Genomic DNA, 17,806 nt, shown 5'->3' with positions numbered 1-17,806 from the left:
ATCGGAGGCGAAGGAAGCCTTGAAAATAAAAGATATTACAGTGCTGGTAGGAGTCATCGGTATCGTATTAATGATGATTCTTCCGATCCCGTCATGGTTGCTCGATGTATTGTTGGTTGTTAACATCTCTATTGCACTTATGATTTTACTTGTATCCATGAATACTACAGAAGCCTTGCAGTTTTCTATTTTCCCATCGCTTCTCCTCATTACTACGTTATTCCGTTTATCGTTGAATATCTCGACAACAAAGCTAATCCTTTCAAATGGTGATGCGGGAACGGTAGTTGCTACGTTCGGTAGTTGGATAGCAGGTGGCCAAATTGCAATTGGTTTTGTAGTATTTCTAATTCTAGTGGTAGTGCAGTTTATTGTAATTACTAAAGGTTCTGAGCGTGTGGCGGAAGTTGCAGCACGCTTTACTTTGGATGCAATGCCTGGTAAGCAAATGAGTATCGACGCTGATTTGAACGCAGGATTGATCAATGAGAAGCAAGCAAGAGATCGTCGTAGTAAAGTGGAACGTGAGGCGGATTTCTACGGTGCTATGGATGGTGCCAGTAAATTCGTTAAAGGGGACGCTATAGCAAGTATCATTATTTTGATAATTAACTTGGTTGGTGGCTTCATTATTGGAATGACCATTCATGGTATGCCCTTTTCAGAGGCACTTTCGACCTATTCTATCCTAACGATCGGTGATGGATTAGTAAGTCAGATCCCAGCGCTATTAATATCTACCGCTGCAGGATTGATTGTAACTAGAGCTTCTTCGGAAGGGAATTTAGCAGATGATTTAACAGGACAATTATTCTCTTATCCTAAGTTGATTTATATTGTTGCTGTTACGATTGCATTTCTGGGATTCTTTACACCCATTCATGTAATTTCTACATTACCGTTAGCCCTCCTCTTGGCTTATGCTGCTTGGAAGATGCAGAAGAACTTGGAGAAAAAACAAATGGCTGAAGTGCAAATGGAGGAGGAGCAGCAAATCGAAGAGGTCCGAAGTCCAGAAAGTGTTATCAATTTATTGCAAGTAGATCCCATTGAATTTGAATTTGGCTATGGTTTAATTCCTCTGGCCGACACGCAACAAGGTGGAGATTTACTAGATAGAATTATTATGATACGTAGGCAGTGTGCACTTGAATTAGGACTTGTAGTGCCTGTTATCCGAATTCGCGACAATATTCAACTAAAACCGAACGAATATGTCATAAAAATTAAAGGAAATGCCGTAGGCGGTGGTGAATTATTACTAAATCACTATTTAGCAATGAGTCCTGGGTATGAAGATGAATCGATATCAGGTATTGAGACATTGGAACCTGCTTTTGGGCTTCCTGCCTTATGGATTGATGAATCCACGAAAGAACGTGCGGAATTATCCGGGTATACTGTCGTGGACTCACCCTCGGTAGTTGCAACACATCTAACCGAGTTGATTAAGAAACATGCACACGAATTAATTGGTCGTCAAGAGACAAAGACACTGATCGACAATTTAAGAGACAGTTATCCTGTGCTTGTGGATGAACTCATTCCATCGGTTCTATCCGTGGGTGATGTACAGAAAGTGCTTGCGAAGTTACTTCGAGAAAAGATATCTGTGCGTGATTTAGTAACTATTTTTGAAACATTAGCTGACTATGGTAATTATTCAAAAGACCCTGATGTTCTGACGGAATATGTAAGACAGGCTCTCTCAAGACAAATTACCCAGCAGTATTCTCAAGAGGGAGAGACTTTGAAGGTCATAACTGTAGGACCTACACTTGAGAAGAAAATTGCTGAAAGTGTGCAACAGTCAGAACAGGGAAGTTATCTTGCTATGGACCCTGTTTCAACACAGACGGTGTATCAAAAGCTTAATGAACAGATTAATCGCTTATTACAGTCAGGACAACAGCCTATCTTTCTAACTTCGCCAACCATTCGTATGTATCTACGGCAAGTCATTGAGAGAACTATGCAGGACATTCCGGTGCTATCTTATAGCGAACTGGAACCTAATGTTGAAATTCAAAGCGTCGGAGTGGTGAATTTATGAGAGTGAAACGGTACGTAGTCGATAATATGCCGGAAGCTATGCTTCAGATCCGAAACGATCTAGGAAGCAACGCAGTCATGCTGAGTACTAAGGAGATCAAAGTGGGTGGCTTCTTAGGAATGTTCCGGAAGAAAAGGATTGAAGTCATGGCTGCAGTCGAGAATGAAGGACAGACTAATCCCAATAACTCAGCCAAACTTCCGAGACCGGTTAAACAGAATGTGCCCAATCACGCTCATTCTGAGATGGCTGTTACAACTAGTACCGTTCCTTCTCTAACTGTTCCGAGGAGAGCTGTTCCCGAAGCTTATCGAAGAACCACGGATACGCTTAATGCAGGCATGAAAGGTGATCCAGCTCCAGTTACTAAAGAGGATAATGTTGATTTCACAACAGCAAAGAGCGTCGCAGCTGCTATCGCTATTGCAGATGTGCCGGAAATGCCTCAACATCCTATCGAGGCTTTGCAGAAACAGCCTGAGACTTCACATAAGACACTTGTTGGGGAAGATCAGCTGCTTCAGGAGATTAGGGAGATGAAGCTGTGGATGGCCAAAATGTCTCGACAATCGACACTGAATCTGCAACTTCCAGCACCTCTACAAAGCTTGGAAGATCAACTGATCCAACAAGAAGTAGACCCAGAACTTAGAGATAAATGGCTGGAAGAGGCTATGGAGAAGTGGGAACAGAGCGGTAAATTAATGGACGAACAGCAGATCAAGCAATATATACGTGATAAACTTACTTCCTTCCTCTCTGATCATTTAGGTGGAGGGATTGAGCAAGATACAAAGATTGTATATATTGCGGGTCCAACAGGAGTAGGTAAAACGACAACCATTGCTAAGCTGGCAGCAGAACAGTTGTTTCGGTACCAGCGAAAGGTAGGATTCATTACTTCGGATACGTATCGAATTTCGGCAGTAGAGCAATTGAGAACATATGCATCTATTCTTAATGTGCCGCTGGAAGTTGTGCAATCCCCAGGTGATATGCAACGTGCTATGCAGCGTCTTGATTATTGTGATCTCATATTGATGGATACTGCGGGGCGAAACTATCGTAATGAAATGTTAGTCTCAGAACTTCAAAGCTTATTATCTCCAGTTGGAAATAGTGAAACTTATTTGGTTCTTAGTTTAACCTCTAAGAGTCAAGACATGATCCAAATAACTGAGCATTTTAGCAAGTATGGATTGGATAAGATTATCTTTACGAAGCAGGATGAGACCTCGAGTTATGGTTCTATTCTGAATCTATTACATCATTATCCTCTTCACCTTTCATATCTAACCAATGGACAGAATGTTCCAGATGATCTGATGCTGTTAGATGAGAATTTACTATGTGAACTGTTGCTAGGAGAAGATGGGTTATGAGTGATCAAGCTCATTCCTTAAGGAAGTTAGTTTCTATTAGAGAGAATACCAAGTCATCAAGAGAAATGCAGGGCCCAAGGTTAGCTAAATTTATTACCGTATCGAGTGGTAAAGGGGGTGTAGGTAAGTCTAACTTTACGTTAAACTTCGCGCTAGCTTTACAGACTCTCGGTAAAAAAGTACTAATCTTTGATGCTGATATTGGTATGGCCAACATTGATGTACTCATGGGTACATCATCGAAGTACAACCTATATCATCTACTAAGTCGTGAAAAAAGTATACAAGAGATCATTGGAAAAGGCCCTAACGCATTGTCCTACATTTCTGGAGGATCTGGAATGGCTGATCTTATTTCACTTTCGGATGTTGATCTTCAGTACTTCAGTTCACAGATTGAGCTTATGGCAAATGAAATGGATTATATCCTTTTTGATACAGGAGCAGGATTATCAAAAGAAAATATACAGTTTATAACTTCTGCTGATGAATGCCTTGTTGTAACAACACCGGAACCTACATCGATCACCGATGCTTATGCTTTAATCAAAGTCATAAGAGGGATAGATGATCAGGTACCCTTCCAGTTAATTATTAACCGGGCTGGAGATGAAAAAGAAGCTTTGCGTACAGGTAACAAGATTATGTTAGCTGCGAAGCAATTTTTAGATTTAGAAATTTCAATGCTTGGTTATATTAGCGAGGATGCTCGGGTGGTGCAATCTGTAAAAAAACAAGTTCCATTTTCTATTGCCTTTCCTAATTGTACTGCAACAAGGGATATTCAGCGTCTTGCTAGGCGTTATATGGTAGTCCCTAATTCCATACAACCGAACACCTTGACAGGAATCAAAGGATTTATGCAAAAGTGGCTACAACGAACTTAATGATTCTTCTGTAAAAAGGATAGAGGTGAAAATGCGATGGATTCTTATAAAGTCGTAGTCGTGGATGATTCTGCATTCATGCGCAAAATTATAACGGATTTAATTGAGACAGATTCTGTATTTCAAGTCGTAGGTACGGCAGTGAACGGCTGTGAAGCAATCCAAAAAATTACGGAGCTCAAACCGGATATTGTCACTATGGATGTTGAAATGCCTGAAATGAATGGACTGGAAGCCTTGAGGGCTGTGATGGATGTCTATCCAATCCCAGTGATCATGTTGTCTGGGATTAATGAATCTGGGATGAGAGAGACCATCTTGGCGTTAGAGTCAGGAGCTTTCGATTTCATTCGTAAGCCTTCGGCAAGTAATTCGCAGGACATTATTCAGGTAAAGGAAATACTGCTTGAGAAAATGCATAGCGCAATGCAAGCAAAACAAAGAAGAACGGCTTGGAGAGTAGAAGAAGTAAGAAAGAAGAATGAAGTAGTCGAGAAGACAACCTTCAGAACGAATTCTGAACCTGTGGTATTTATAGCTAGAAGTGAAAAGACGCCCGAAGTTAAGGCTCCTACGCGAAAAATACCCCAAATAGAAGTACCCAAGCCAAAGCATAATAGGTTGAACGAACCTGTGAAGAAGATGACTAAGCCTGTCAAACCAGAACAAGTCATTAAAAGAGTAGTTGCACCATTGCCGGAACTGATAAAAGTTACACCTAGTGCAAAACAAGAAGAAGGTTCTTGGCAACATTTAATAGCGATTGGTTGTTCTACTGGAGGCCCAAGAGCGTTAAAGGAACTGTTGGAACGAATTCCTGAGGACATACCCGCACCCATAATTATTGTGCAGCACATGCCTCCTAAATTTACGAAGTCTTTAGCTCAGCGACTTAACTCTTTTAGTGCAATTGAAGTGGTTGAGGCTGAGCACGGAATGATTCTACAAAAAGGATATGCTTACATTGCCCCAGGTGGATTCCATATGACGGTTAGACGATCATCTAGTGGAGTATGTAAGATTTCAATATCAGGTGAAGAGGCACGTAATGGACATAGACCGTCTGTTGATACGATGTTTGAGTCATTGCTACCACTTCATAACATTGAGCGTCATGTTGTTCTGTTGACAGGAATGGGAAGTGATGGGGCTAGAACTATGAAGAAACTCTATGATTCGGGTGTGATAGACACATATGCAGAAAGTGAAGAAACATGCATTGTATATGGAATGCCTCGTTCTGCAGTAGAATTAAAGTGTGTGACTCATATTTTACCTCTGAAGGAAATTCCAAACAAAATTGTGCGAATGCTGAAATAACATTTCGTGAACTTATGAAGGAGGTGTATCCCTAATGGATATGAACCAATACCTATCCATGTTTATAGATGAATCGAATGATCATCTGCAATCTCTCAACGAAAAAATGCTTGAATTAGAAGCTAGCCCAAGTGACCTGAGTATTGTCCAAGTCATTTTTAGATCAGCACATACACTTAAGGGAATGGCAGCAACTATGGGGTACGAGGATCTTGCCTCACTGACCCATCAAATGGAGAATGTTCTGGATTTGGTACGCAACGAGAAGCTAGCAATGCAGGATTTTATATTTGATACACTCTTCAAAAGTTTGGATGCTCTGGAATCTATGGTTCAGGACATTACGGATGGTGGCAGTGGTAAAGCAGATGTATCTGCTATCGTAACCTCACTGCAAGCTATTGTACGAGGAGAAAATTTATCTACTAATGTGACTTCTACCAGCGAGTCTGAAGCTAGTGCCACGGCTAATAACGATATCCAATTGGATGAATTTCAGTATTCTGTACTTGATCAATCTATTGCAGAAGGCCATCGTGTTCTCTACATTGAAATTTTCATTCGTGAAGATTGTCAGTTAAAAGCCGTACGTGCGTACATGGCTTTTGATCTATTAGAAAGATCAGGTGAGATTATAAAGTCGAATCCTTCTGTTCAAGATATTGAGCAAGGAGAATTTGAACAAGGCATTTCACTTTATTACATAACACAAGAGGATCCTGAAGAATTAAGACAGAGGATACTGAATTTATCTGAAATGGATAAAGTGAAAGTAATCGAAATGGATCAAGAGTCATTGAAGCTTATGAGTGAGATGGCTGCTGGTATAGCTGAGGTAGCCGTAACTTCTGAAGTAGTCTCCGTAGATCCTAAACCTATGCCTACACCTACACCAGATGTAAAGTCAGCTGCTCCTAAAGAACCTGGTAAAGTAAATGTTGGTACACCATCTCGAACAATTCGTGTTGATATTGAGCGCTTGGATGTGCTCATGAATTTATTTAGCGAATTATTGATTGACCGTGTTCGTTTGGAACAGTTAGCAAGTGAGGCACGCAATACAGCATTAACTGAAACTGTAGAGCATATGAGCCGCGTCAGCTCTGATTTGCAAAATATCGTCCTGAAGCTTCGAATGGTTCCTGTAGATACTGTCTTTAACCGATTCCCACGCATGGTACGTGATTTAGCGAAATCATTAGATAAAAAGATCGATTTAGTAATCACAGGAGCAGATACAGAGCTTGATCGTACTGTAATTGATGAGATTGGGGATCCACTAGTTCACTTAATTCGTAATGCAGTGGACCATGGAATTGAACCTGTTGCAGATCGATTGGCCGCAGGTAAACCAGAAGTTGGAGTCGTCAATCTACGTGCTTTTCATAGTGGTAACCATGTGTTCATAGAAATTGAAGAAGATGGACGTGGGATCTATCGAGAGAACGTGCTTAAATCAGCTTTCAAAAAGGGAGTTGTGACTGAGGCGCAGGCTGCGAACATGTCTGATGAAGAAGTATTTCAACTGCTATTCGCCCCAGGATTTAGTACGGCTGAGAAGATTTCAGACGTTTCAGGACGTGGTGTAGGGCTGGATGTAGTAAAGGCAAAAATTACATCACTTGGTGGACATGTAACGATTATTTCAACACCAGGTAAAGGAACTAATTTCTCTGTTCAGTTACCTTTAACTCTATCTATCATTGCTGCAATGCTAGTTAAAATCGGATCTGAAAAGTATGCAATCCCATTGGCGTCTATCGTTGAGACTGCGATTCTTCAGAACAATCAAGTTCGGACGGTTCATGGTAACAAAATGATAGAATTCCGAGGTTCTCACATTCCTCTTATATCCTTAAGTCGTCTGTTTGACATACCTGATTTTGATGAGTCACAGGAACAAGAGACTGAAATTATTGTTATCCGCAAAGGAGAACGACTTGCTGCGCTGGCAATTGATGAATTTATTGGGCAAAGTGAAATTGTCTTAAAGTCATTGGGTGCGTATTTACCGCAAATACAGGGTTTTTCGGGTGCTACTATTCTTGGAGATGGACAGGTTGCTTTGATTCTCGATCCGAATGCATTTATCAAGTAATAATGGAATCGACATAGAGTTGCAATCAATTAGGAGGTTTTTGACATGGAAGAAGATATTAAAGTTATCGTGTTTAAATTAGGAGAAGAAGAATACGGTATTGAAGTAGATAAAGTTCAGACGATTGAACGTATGATGCCTGTAACCCGTGTGCCTAAAACATATACTTTTGTCAAAGGTGTTGTGAATCTGCGGGGAATAGTAATACCTATTATTGATTTACGAGGACGATTTGCCCTTCCGGAAGTAGAATATACAGAGAATACAAGGATCATTATTGTTGTCGTTAATGATATGGAAGTAGGCTTCATTGTCGATTCAGCTAATGATGTTATTGATTTGAACATTGGGCAAATTGAGTCGCCGCCAGAAGTAGTGGGAGGCATCAAGGCCAAATACTTACAAGGTGTAGCTAAGATCAGCGATGAGCGGCTTTTAATTATGTTAGATCTAGTTGAAGTGCTCAATAAGAATGAGATTATTCAACTTGAAAGTATAGAGGGATAAGCTTATGGATGCCTTTAGGTATTTTAAGGAATTCAAAATGGATGTGCTGAAGGAAGTTGGTAACATAGGAGCAGGAAACGCTGCTACGGCTCTCTCTCGATTGCTTGATAAACCAATTGATATGGGCGTTCCCAAAGTGGAAATCCTACCTTTTGAACAAGTAGCAGATATCGTAGGTGGAGCAGAGCAAATTGTTGTTGCTATATTCTTGAGAGTTGAAGGAGAGGCTCCAGGAAACTTGTTTTTCATCTTAAACCCGGAAGCAGCTAAAAATCTTTTGAGACGTCTCAAAGGCATCGATATCGGTCAAAATGATTCATTTAATGAAATGGAAATATCAGCTCTGAACGAAATAGGCAACATACTTGCAGGTTCGTATCTGTCCTCACTTGCTGATTTCACGAAGTTGTCTATGTCTCCAACGGTACCTTCCTTAGCGATCGATATGGCAGGGGCTATTTTAAGCTATGGTCTCCTGCAATATGGCGAGATGGGAGATGATGCATTACTGATTGATACTAAATTTTTAGAAGGAACTCAGGAAATAGAGGGACAGTTCTTTCTAATTCCAGATCCTGCATCGTTCGCAAAAATATTCGAATCTCTAGGAGTGCCTCTCGAGAATGATTGAGCAAAAAATTGTGAAAGTAGGAATGGCAGATTTAAATGTTATTAGTGAATCTGGCCTGATTCGTACTACTGGTCTAGGATCTTGTGTAGGTGTCACCCTCTATGAACCTTCACTTAAAATTGCAGGAATGGCGCATGTAATGCTTCCAACTTCTGATATTGCCCGTGAAGGACAACTTAATATCGCTAAATATGCGGATACTGCCATACCCGAATTGTTAGCTAGATTGTTGGCAATGGGAGCCTCAAGATCACGTTTAGTGGCCAAGATGGCTGGTGGATCGCAAATGTTTGCTTTTGGTGGGAAGAACGACACCATGAGAATTGGCCCAAGAAATACTGAATCGTGTAAAGCTAAGTTGCTGGAACTAGGTATTCCGCTCTTAGCAGAAGATTCCGGTGGGAACTATGGTCGTACGATAGAATTGGAATGTAGTACAGGAGTACTATTCATAAGAAGTGTACAAATGGGTGCAAAGGAATTGTAGCGATGAATAGAAATATATGGTTTAGTCTACTTATAGGTGTTCTTGGTTTTATTGTTACTTTACTATCTTCAGTAGTAAATAATCTTTGGATGACGAGTCTTACTAGAGCTTTAATTGCATTCGTTATATGGTTTGTTCTTGCATGTGCGGGAAGATGGGTATTAGGTGTTATAAGCTCTGGTTCTTCTAAAGATACATGGCATGATGGTGATTCACTAGAACCGCAGGAAGAGCGCGGAACACGGTTTGACTTGACACTACCCGCTGACAGTGAAGGGGGAAATGATTCTTTGAAGTCAACATCTGAAGTAAGAGATCAAGACAACAATGGATTCGAACCTCTAAGCCCACCTAAGTTGGTTTCTACCCAAGATACTGAACAATTGGTCAAGGCCGTTCGTCACCTGACAGAAAAATAAGGAGGGCGAAAGCTATTGAACGAGCAGAAGGTAACTCTACTGAATCATATCGAACTCTGGCAAGAATGGAAAGAACATGGAAATACAGAAGCGAAAAAGAAGCTCATTGAGAACTATCTTCACATTGTGGATTATGTTTCTAGTCGTTTGGCTATTGGGCTTCCTAAAAATGTATCGAAGGATGATTTGTCGAGCAATGGAGTTATGGGCTTGATCGATGCTATTGATAAATTTGACTATAAACGTGGGCTTCAATTTGAAACCTACGGCTCATGGCGTGTTAGAGGGGCTATCCTAGACTCATTACGGCAAGGTGACTGGGTTCCTCGTTCAGTGCGAGAGAAGTCCAAAAAAATAGAAGAGGCATACCAGCAACTTGAGCAAAAATATTTACGCTCTGTCAGTGATTCTGAAATGAGTCAATATTTAGAAATCTCTGAAAAGGAATATCAGCAAATGCTACAGGAAGTTGCGGTTATGACTTTATGTTCCTTAGAAGACCCGATCCGTGAAGAAGAATCCGAGACTCGCTTGAGCATGTTAATAGATGATAAGGCCAAAAACCCAGATTATAAGATTAATGAGTTCTATATGCAGGAATGTCTAGTAAAGGGCATTGAAAAGTTGACTGAAAAGGAACGCATTGTTGTATCACTTTTATATTATGAAGATCTATCACTAAGTGAAATTGCAGAGGTCATGTCACTTTCTCCGTCTCGAATCTCACAGCTTCACTCTAAGGCTATTTTGAGATTAAGAGGAACATTGGAGAAGAATAAGGATCTATTGTTGCAAACGGATTAAAGCAGGTTACTTAGTGAAAATGTTCCGTATGTGGGTACCGTGAAAAGAGGGGGAGTAAGCTTGGTAGAACATGGAGCATTAGATAAATATCTGAATGTTACGTTTTCTGATGACAAAACTACGGCATACCTCCAGTTCTCTAGCCTAGATGATGAATTGAAATTCACCCCAGAAGAGCTGGAAAAATTTATTCGTAGTCATAAAATTCAATATGGAATTGAATATCAAATGATCGATCGCATTGCTAATCATCCAGGTGAATACTATTATAGTAAGACTCCAATTGCTATTGGCGTGTCAGCTGTTTCTGGAATAGATGGTTTCATCGAGTTTTCTTTTAAAATTGGACAAGATAAGACTCGCCGACCGTTAGAGAATGAAAAAGGACATGTAGATTATAAGGAAATCATTAGTCTGAATAACGTGCGCAAAGGACAGTTGATTGCACAGCGTAGACCACCGGAGATAGGGAAAAATGGGATGTCCGTACACAATGAAGAGATCCCCTTTAAACCGGGAAAAGAAGTATACTTCAAAGTAGGCAAAAACGTCCTTGTTAATGCGGAACAAACAGCAATGTATGCGGCAATTGATGGTATGATTACAACAACAGACAAAAATAAAATTAATGTATTTCCAATATATGAAATTAATGGCGATGTAGATTATAGTACAGGGAATATTGACTTCGTAGGAACTGTAGTTATCCGTGGTAATGTCTTGAGTGGATTTCGGATCAAGGCAGCAGGTGACATTCGTGTAATCGGTGGAGTAGAAGGAGCTGAACTCGAAGCCGACGGGTCTATTGAGATCTCAAGTGGCATTATTGGGTATCACAAAGGATACGTGAAGGCAGGCCATAACGTTAAAAGTTCCTTTATACAGGATGGAAATGTTATAGCTGGAGAAGATGTGCTCGTATCTCAAAGCATTATGCATTCCAATATTAGAGCAGGTAAAAATGTTATTTGTAAAGGAACAAAGGGGCTTATCGTGGGTGGTTGCATTCAGGCTGGTGAGAGAGCGGTTGCAAGAACGATTGGAAATACGATGTCTACAGTGACTATTATTGAAGTAGGTGTCTTGCCTGAACTCAGGAATGAATTGGTCGAGCTTCGTAATCAGTTAAAGCTTCTTACTGACAACATGGAGAAAACAGGAAAAGGTCTAAACATGTTAGACCAGTTGGCTGCTTTAGGTCAATTGACACCGGATAAACTCAGTATGAGAATTAAACTTAAGGCAACACAAAGCTCCTATGTTCGTGAGAACGCCGAAATTAAGGATCGTATTCTAGATATTGAGAAAATGTTAGAAGATACGGGGAGAGCGAAAGTAGATATTGAGAAAACCATTTACGGAGGTTCCAAAATAGTCATTGGAAGATACACACGTTATGTGAAGGATACTTCGGAACGCGTTTCTTTTTATTATCATGAAGGAGATATTAGCATGGTTCCTTTCATCTAATGATTCACTGCAATGAATGCCTATATTAAAGTCTTATAGGAAGAGGTGGATATCGTGAGTATGAAATCGGTGGAAATGCAAATTGCAATGCCGAGAACCCATGAAGCAGGGAAAATACAAAACGAGTTTCTTCAGCGGCCCGTACAAGATCAGGTTCAATTGGCTGCGCAGAGTATAAAGGAAAGCCGGGAAATGAGCCAGCGCAGTACTGAAGTAGATGAGACAGCGCATTCATCGATTCGTGAAGAAGGGAAGCAGCATTCTTCACAGAAAGATGGACTGTCACGAACACAAGAACAAGAACAACAAGAACAAGTCACAGAACAACATCTGGCGGAGCATCCTTATAAGGGGCATCGCATTGATCTGTCTTTATGATTGAATGATAGGAACAAAAGGAGACTAGAATCTTTTGGAACCGTGGATAATTATCGTCCTGTTAGGGGCTGCAGCCTTAGTGTATGCTTTCATGTTGCCGAAGAGAGCAGTACCTGTGGACAAGTCTTCATCAGATCGTGTAGTAAAGGAAGTAGAGGCTACATTAGAACAGTATATGGCCGATATTGAAGAGGAAAATAATGCATTGGTTGAATTAGTATCACAAATGAAGAAAGATTCATCAGTGAAGCAGTCAGTTCTTGAAGGGCAGTTGACTGAACTGAAGCAACAACTAGTTCATGTTGAACAGCATTTAATTGAACATGCTAATCGTATTACTATAACTGAGAATAAACAATCTAATGATCTTCAAATAGGCGCGAATATAGTTGCTGAAGTGCAACCTATAGAACTGCTTGATACGCCGGAAGAACGGATTGACACCATCAAGCATCGTTATCCGGAATTATTCGAATTGCATGATCAAGGTAAGTCTATCGATGTTATAGCTAAGACAGTAGGTCTTCAGCGTGGAGAGATACAACTTATTCTTCAACTTGCGAAACAGGAGGCAGCGATGTGATCAAAGATCGTTTTTTTATGACGGGTCTTGGTGCTGGTCTTGTGATTGGAGCACTCTTGTTAGCTCTTATGGGCAAAGCTGAGGGTTTAGCTACAAATGATAAATCTACAACTCCATTAACGAAAGAGCAGATTGTAGAACAAGCGGAAGTGCTGGATCTGAAAGTAGTGGATTCATCGGAGGAACTATTAACTGAAACAGAGTGGACAGAGGTGATGGTGGAGAAGAGTGGTAAACTACAGGGGGGAGCTACAGAAGAACCAAAGCAAAGTAACCCTGCAGTAGAACCAACGAACCCAGGAGAGCCTATAGCACCTGCTAAGACCTCAAGTGAGGCCAGTAAGACAACGAAGCCAACTGTTAAGACTCCAACAGCCCCAGCCAAATCAGCGGGCACAACACCGACAGCTAAACCTAAATCTTCGGAGGTTATTCCTTTTAGGATTAAGGGGGGAAGCAATCTCACTGACATTGCAAAGGGTTTGAAGAAAGCTGGCGTTATCACGAACTCAGAGCAATTCATTAAGGAAGCTACCTCACAGAAAGTCAATACGAAGTTACGAGAAGGTTCCTATACTTTTTCAGAAGAGGATACCCATAAGTCGATTATTACCAAGATCACAACGATACCGTCACGCTAAGATTTATTATAGTGGACGGTTTTTGTGATATCATTATAGTTAGAGATGATGTTCTATGAAAAGAGATTGCATAGATCATCCAGTTATGTTATATTAATTGACGGTGTTAAAAACACACGCCAAGTGATTCTTACAGGGGTTCTTTCTGCATAGAAAGTCCTGAAGGAAAATGACGGTTGGCGGAGGACACAAAAACCAATTCGGAGGTGCTTTACAATGGGAGTAATATCCATGAAGCAACTTTTGGAAGCAGGGGTACATTTCGGTCATCAGACCCGCCGCTGGAATCCAAAAATGGATCGTTATATCTTCACAGAAAGAAACGGAATTTACATCATTGATTTGCAAAAAACGGTTAAAAAGGTAGAAGAGGCTTACAACTTCATTAAAAGCGTTTCTGCAGAGAATGGTACTATTCTTTTCGTAGGAACGAAGAAGCAAGCTCAAGATTCTGTGAAAGAAGAAGCTGAACGTTGTGGTATGTTCTACATTAACCAACGCTGGCTCGGCGGAACTTTGACAAACTTTGAAACAATTCAAAAACGGATCTTCCGTTTGAAGGAACTTGAAAAATGGGAAGAAGACGGCACATTTGGCGTCCTACCTAAAAAAGAAGTTATCCTTCTTCGCAAAGAAAAAGATCGTCTTGAGAAATTCTTGGGCGGAATCAAGAACATGAAGGGCCTTCCTAGTGCCTTGTTCATTATTGATCCTCGTAAAGAACGTATTGCAGTTGCAGAAGCTCGCAAATTGGGTATTCCAATCGTAGGTATCGTAGATACTAACTGTGATCCAGACGAAATTGATTACGTTATTCCTGGTAATGACGATGCTATTCGTGCCGTTAAACTTTTAACGGGTAAAATGGCTGATGCTATCGTTGAAGCACATCAAGGTGAAGAAGAAACTGCTTAATCTTGGGTTGAGTAATTCATATATGAATTAAATGAAAAGGGTGGTTGGCAGGTGGATAACCTCTCACTGCCCTTTTTTTAAAGACATTAGAGAATAGTTGCTAGGGCTAGGGCTAGGGCTAGGGCTAGGGCCTAGTGTACACTTTCAAAGTAAGCGTACCGCGTTTACTTATGAAACTAGATATGATACTAAATAATACTATTTTGGAGGGAATATTTAATGGCTGTTAATGCTAGTGCGGTTAAAGAGATTCGTGAAAAAACAGGTGCAGGTATGTTGGATTGTAAAAAAGCACTTGAAGAAGCTAATGGTGATTTGGACCAAGCAATCGTATTGCTTCGCGAAAAAGGATTGGCAGCTGCTGCCAACAAAGCGGGACGTACAGCTACTGAAGGTACTGTGGAATCTTATATCCACGCAGGCGGGAAGATCGGTGTACTTGTAGAAATTAACTGTGAAACTGACTTCGTAGGTAAAACAGATCAGTTCAAAGAATTTGCACGTGATATCGCTATGCATATTGCAGCAACTAATCCTCTTTATGTACGTCGTGAAGAAGTACCAGCTGATGCAATTGAGAAAGAAAAAGAAATTTTGAAGGCCCAAGCTTTGAATGAAGGTAAGCCTGAGAAAATTGTTGAAAAAATGGTTGAAGGACGTATCAGTAAATACTACGAAGAGTTCTGTCTTATGGAGCAATCTTTCATTAAAGATCCTGACAAAACGATCAGCACTTTGTTGAAAGAAAAAATCAGTACAATTGGTGAAAATATTACAATTCGTCGCTTTGCTCGTTTTGAACTTGGAGAAGGTTTGGAAAAGAAACAAGATAATTTCGTAGAAGAAGTTATGGCTCAAGTTAATAAATAAGTACTGGATATGACAATATAAGTTATAAAGAAGAGTGGAACACAGTGTGTTCCTTCTTTTTTAAAATATAAGAAAGTATAGAGTATTGTCCCATATTTTCTTATATTTCTTGAATGTTAGATGAAATTTTTATAACTTGGCACCGCCCTATTGAGGTGCTGTCTTAAAGTGGAGGTAGAATATTGGAGCAGCCTGTATTTAAAAGAGTTGTGTTGAAAGTCAGTGGTGAATCACTCGCGGGTCAAAATGGATACGGTATTGATGCCGATACCATAGTTTCTATTGCAGAACAAATTAAAGAAGTAGTAGAACTTGGCGTTGAGGTAGCCGTCGTTTGTGGTGGTGGTAACATCTGGCGTGGGATTGCTGGAAGCGCTAAAGGTATCGATCGTGCAACAGCCGATTATATGGGAATGCTTGCAACAGTAATGAATTCGCTTGCGCTACAGGATGCATTGGAGCAAATTGATGTACCTACTCGCGTTCAGACTTCGATTGCTATGCAACAAATTGCAGAACCGTATATCCGGCGTAGAGCTATCCGCCATTTAGAAAAGGGTCGCGTCGTTATTTTCGCTGCAGGTACAGGCAATCCGTTCTTCTCGACGGATACAACAGCTGCATTACGAGCTGCAGAAATTGAAGCGGAAGTTATTCTAATGGCTAAGAATAAAGTGGATGGCGTATATTCAGCTGATCCTTTCATAGATAGTACTGCAGAGAAGTTCGAGCAATTGACTTACTTGGATGTACTGAATAAAAATTTAGGTGTGATGGATTCTACTGCAACATCCTTGTGCATGGACAATAACATCCCGCTAATCGTATTTGCCTTAACGATACAAGGAAACGTTAAACGTGTCGTTCTAGGGGAAAAAATCGGAACTACTGTAAAAGGAGCGTAGACTGATGCCACAAACCGTGAAAAAACATACTGAGGATCGAATGGAAAAAGCCATCCTCTCGTTAAAACGTGATCTTTCGTCTTTACGTGCAGGACGAGCAACACCTGCAATACTTGATCGAATTCAAGTGGAATATTACGGAGCACCCACACCACTCAATCAATTAGCTAACATAACTACACCAGACTCACGTACGCTAATGATTCAGCCGTGGGACAAATCTTCTCTCTCAGATATCGAAAGAGCTATCTCTAAATCGGATCTTGGACTTACGCCTTCAAATGATGGATCTATGATTCGTTTATCTATCCCTGTTCTTACAGAAGAGCGTCGTGGGGATTTAGTGAAGTCAACCAAAAAATTCGGTGAGGAAGCAAAGGTGGCCATTCGTAATATTCGTCGAGATGCAAATGATGAAATTAAAAAAATGGAAAAAACCGATATTTCCGAAGATGAATCTCATAGACACCAAGAGGACATTCAGAAACTCACGGACAAGTTTATCGGAGAAGTAGACAAAGTTCTCTCAGCAAAAGAAAAAGAGATCATGGAAGTATAAGAGACGTATAGCCCCTCCTTTATGGTGGGGTTTGTCTCTTTCTAATAGAAACGGTGTCCATAGTGATTGGCATAGCTGTTTCAACCTGCACAATGTGGCTTGGAGGAAATGGAATGATCAAACGAATAAGGTCGTGGTGGAGAAAGAAAGACGCTCTGAAGCCAATGGACATATCCGCGGACAATATTCCTCGGCATGTCGCGATCATCATGGATGGTAATGGGCGCTGGGCGAAAAGGCTCGGTTTACCTCGTATTGTTGGACATCAAAATGGTATGAAAGCTGTTAAACGTGCTACGATTGCAGCTGATGATCTTGGAATTAAATATTTGACATTATATGCATTCTCGACCGAGAATTGGAAACGACCTAAAGATGAAGTTGATTTCTTGATGCGGCTTCCAGAAGAATTTCTAGCTATCGAGTTAGATGAATTAATACAAAAAAATGTTCAGATCCGTATGATGGGTGACAAAGAAGGATTGCCCACACACACGTTGCTAGCTATGGAGAAAGCTATGAAGCTCACTTCAAAGAATGATGGACTTGTGTTGAATTTTGCTCTTAACTACGGTAGTCGTAAGGAATTGACTGATTGTGTGTCACACATGGGTCGCGAAATTGAAGCAGGGCGAATGAAGGCAGAAGAGATTACAACGAAGTGGATTGATGATCATCTACATTCACAAGGATTACCAGATCCTGATCTGCTGATTCGAACAAGTGGAGAGATGAGACTCAGTAACTTCATGCTCTGGCAACTCGCTTACAGTGAATTATGTTTCACTGATATATACTGGCCTGAGTTTAATAAACAACATATGCACGAAGCGGTTGCTGAATATCAGCGTAGAACTCGGCGATACGGCGGCCTGTCATAACTCAAGTGGAGGATGG

19 protein-coding genes are annotated in these 17,806 nt (G+C 40.6%); all 19 read left to right on the top strand.

The window, feature by feature from the left end:
• The first annotated feature begins 19 nt into the window (after nucleotides 1–19).
• The 19 genes from flhA (at nucleotide 20) to UB51_RS12445 (ending at nucleotide 17,790) form a co-directional block, all read left to right on the top strand.
• Entirely contained in the window at nucleotides 20–2,053 is a 2,034-nt protein-coding gene (gene flhA, locus UB51_RS12535; RefSeq protein WP_044877577.1) for a flagellar biosynthesis protein FlhA, read from the top strand.
• A complete protein-coding gene (gene flhF / locus UB51_RS12530) occupies nucleotides 2,050–3,435 on the top strand; it encodes a flagellar biosynthesis GTPase FlhF (protein ID WP_044877576.1) in 1,386 nt (461 codons plus the stop codon). The genes flhA and flhF overlap by 4 nt, the downstream gene beginning before the upstream one ends.
• The gene (locus tag UB51_RS12525) at nucleotides 3,432–4,322 is read left to right on the top strand and encodes a MinD/ParA family protein (RefSeq protein WP_044877575.1); all 891 of its coding nucleotides are present in this window, start codon (nucleotides 3,432–3,434) and stop codon (nucleotides 4,320–4,322) included. Before flhF ends, UB51_RS12525 begins: the two co-directional genes overlap by 4 nt.
• A gap of 36 nt (nucleotides 4,323–4,358) precedes the next feature.
• Nucleotides 4,359–5,642 carry a protein-glutamate methylesterase/protein-glutamine glutaminase gene (locus UB51_RS12520; RefSeq protein ID WP_044877574.1) on the top strand — a complete coding sequence of 428 codons (1,284 nt, stop codon included), beginning with the start codon at nucleotides 4,359–4,361 and terminating at the stop codon, nucleotides 5,640–5,642.
• 34 nt (nucleotides 5,643–5,676) lie between these two features.
• The gene (locus UB51_RS12515) at nucleotides 5,677–7,740 is read left to right on the top strand and encodes a chemotaxis protein CheA (RefSeq protein WP_044877573.1); all 2,064 of its coding nucleotides are present in this window, start codon (nucleotides 5,677–5,679) and stop codon (nucleotides 7,738–7,740) included.
• A 45-nt stretch (nucleotides 7,741–7,785) separates the two neighbouring features.
• A complete protein-coding gene (locus tag UB51_RS12510) occupies nucleotides 7,786–8,247 on the top strand; it encodes a chemotaxis protein CheW (RefSeq protein WP_044877572.1) in 462 nt (153 codons plus the stop codon).
• 4 nt (nucleotides 8,248–8,251) lie between these two features.
• The gene (locus UB51_RS12505; RefSeq protein WP_044877571.1) at nucleotides 8,252–8,878 is read left to right on the top strand and encodes a chemotaxis protein CheC; all 627 of its coding nucleotides are present in this window, start codon (nucleotides 8,252–8,254) and stop codon (nucleotides 8,876–8,878) included.
• A complete protein-coding gene (locus UB51_RS12500; RefSeq protein ID WP_044877570.1) occupies nucleotides 8,871–9,365 on the top strand; it encodes a chemotaxis protein CheD in 495 nt (164 codons plus the stop codon). Before UB51_RS12505 ends, UB51_RS12500 begins: the two co-directional genes overlap by 8 nt.
• Before the next feature lie 2 nt (nucleotides 9,366–9,367).
• On the top strand, nucleotides 9,368–9,784 hold the full coding sequence (locus UB51_RS12495; protein WP_044877569.1) for a hypothetical protein: 417 nt from the start codon (nucleotides 9,368–9,370) through the stop codon (nucleotides 9,782–9,784).
• A 15-nt stretch (nucleotides 9,785–9,799) separates the two neighbouring features.
• The gene (locus UB51_RS12490; protein ID WP_044877568.1) at nucleotides 9,800–10,588 is read left to right on the top strand and encodes a FliA/WhiG family RNA polymerase sigma factor; all 789 of its coding nucleotides are present in this window, start codon (nucleotides 9,800–9,802) and stop codon (nucleotides 10,586–10,588) included.
• Nucleotides 10,589–10,648: 60 nt separating this feature from the next.
• On the top strand, nucleotides 10,649–12,058 hold the full coding sequence (locus tag UB51_RS12485; protein ID WP_044877567.1) for a flagellar assembly protein A: 1,410 nt from the start codon (nucleotides 10,649–10,651) through the stop codon (nucleotides 12,056–12,058).
• A gap of 60 nt (nucleotides 12,059–12,118) precedes the next feature.
• Nucleotides 12,119–12,436, top strand: coding sequence for a hypothetical protein (locus UB51_RS12480; protein ID WP_324607780.1), 318 nt, complete (start codon nucleotides 12,119–12,121; stop codon nucleotides 12,434–12,436).
• A 34-nt stretch (nucleotides 12,437–12,470) separates the two neighbouring features.
• A complete protein-coding gene (locus UB51_RS12475) occupies nucleotides 12,471–13,019 on the top strand; it encodes a DUF6115 domain-containing protein (RefSeq protein ID WP_052675905.1) in 549 nt (182 codons plus the stop codon).
• Nucleotides 13,016–13,660, top strand: a complete 645-nt coding sequence (locus tag UB51_RS12470; protein ID WP_044877565.1) for an MltG/YceG/YrrL family protein — start codon at nucleotides 13,016–13,018, stop codon at nucleotides 13,658–13,660. Before UB51_RS12475 ends, UB51_RS12470 begins: the two co-directional genes overlap by 4 nt.
• Nucleotides 13,661–13,876: 216 nt before the next feature.
• A complete protein-coding gene (gene rpsB, locus UB51_RS12465) occupies nucleotides 13,877–14,575 on the top strand; it encodes a 30S ribosomal protein S2 (RefSeq protein WP_044877564.1) in 699 nt (232 codons plus the stop codon).
• 219 nt (nucleotides 14,576–14,794) lie between these two features.
• On the top strand, nucleotides 14,795–15,445 hold the full coding sequence (gene tsf, locus UB51_RS12460) for a translation elongation factor Ts (RefSeq protein ID WP_044877563.1): 651 nt from the start codon (nucleotides 14,795–14,797) through the stop codon (nucleotides 15,443–15,445).
• Nucleotides 15,446–15,627: 182 nt separating this feature from the next.
• On the top strand, nucleotides 15,628–16,350 hold the full coding sequence (pyrH, locus tag UB51_RS12455; RefSeq protein WP_044877562.1) for a UMP kinase: 723 nt from the start codon (nucleotides 15,628–15,630) through the stop codon (nucleotides 16,348–16,350).
• A 4-nt stretch (nucleotides 16,351–16,354) separates the two neighbouring features.
• The gene (frr, locus tag UB51_RS12450; RefSeq protein WP_044877561.1) at nucleotides 16,355–16,909 is read left to right on the top strand and encodes a ribosome recycling factor; all 555 of its coding nucleotides are present in this window, start codon (nucleotides 16,355–16,357) and stop codon (nucleotides 16,907–16,909) included.
• Nucleotides 16,910–17,022: 113 nt separating this feature from the next.
• The gene (locus tag UB51_RS12445) at nucleotides 17,023–17,790 is read left to right on the top strand and encodes an undecaprenyl pyrophosphate synthase (protein WP_044877560.1); all 768 of its coding nucleotides are present in this window, start codon (nucleotides 17,023–17,025) and stop codon (nucleotides 17,788–17,790) included.
• Nucleotides 17,791–17,806: the final 16 nt, after the last annotated feature.

The sequence above is a fragment of the Paenibacillus sp. IHBB 10380 genome (assembly GCF_000949425.1).
GTDB lineage: Bacteria > Bacillota > Bacilli > Paenibacillales > Paenibacillaceae > Paenibacillus_AQ.
The sequence above is the reverse complement of the archived record's forward strand: the minus strand, read 5'-3'. Positions and strand labels throughout refer to the sequence as shown.

Bases quoted from the DNA above. Each gene is read 5' to 3' on its own strand.
- UB51_RS12495 (WP_044877569.1), top strand. From the start codon at position 9,368: ATGAATAGAAATATATGGTTTAGTCTACTTATAGGTGTTCTTGGTTTT.
- UB51_RS12515 (WP_044877573.1), top strand. From the start codon at position 5,677: ATGGATATGAACCAATACCTATCCATGTTTATAGATGAATCGAATGAT.
- UB51_RS12500 (WP_044877570.1), top strand. From the start codon at position 8,871: ATGATTGAGCAAAAAATTGTGAAAGTAGGAATGGCAGATTTAAATGTT.
- rpsB (WP_044877564.1), top strand. From the start codon at position 13,877: ATGGGAGTAATATCCATGAAGCAACTTTTGGAAGCAGGGGTACATTTC.
- tsf (WP_044877563.1), top strand. From the start codon at position 14,795: ATGGCTGTTAATGCTAGTGCGGTTAAAGAGATTCGTGAAAAAACAGGT.
- UB51_RS12525 (WP_044877575.1), top strand. From the start codon at position 3,432: ATGAGTGATCAAGCTCATTCCTTAAGGAAGTTAGTTTCTATTAGAGAG.
- UB51_RS12480 (WP_324607780.1), top strand. From the start codon at position 12,119: ATGAAATCGGTGGAAATGCAAATTGCAATGCCGAGAACCCATGAAGCA.
- UB51_RS12505 (WP_044877571.1), top strand. From the start codon at position 8,252: ATGGATGCCTTTAGGTATTTTAAGGAATTCAAAATGGATGTGCTGAAG.
- UB51_RS12520 (WP_044877574.1), top strand. From the start codon at position 4,359: ATGGATTCTTATAAAGTCGTAGTCGTGGATGATTCTGCATTCATGCGC.
- flhF (WP_044877576.1), top strand. From the start codon at position 2,050: ATGAGAGTGAAACGGTACGTAGTCGATAATATGCCGGAAGCTATGCTT.
- frr (WP_044877561.1), top strand. From the start codon at position 16,355: ATGCCACAAACCGTGAAAAAACATACTGAGGATCGAATGGAAAAAGCC.
- UB51_RS12445 (WP_044877560.1), top strand. From the start codon at position 17,023: ATGATCAAACGAATAAGGTCGTGGTGGAGAAAGAAAGACGCTCTGAAG.
- UB51_RS12510 (WP_044877572.1), top strand. From the start codon at position 7,786: ATGGAAGAAGATATTAAAGTTATCGTGTTTAAATTAGGAGAAGAAGAA.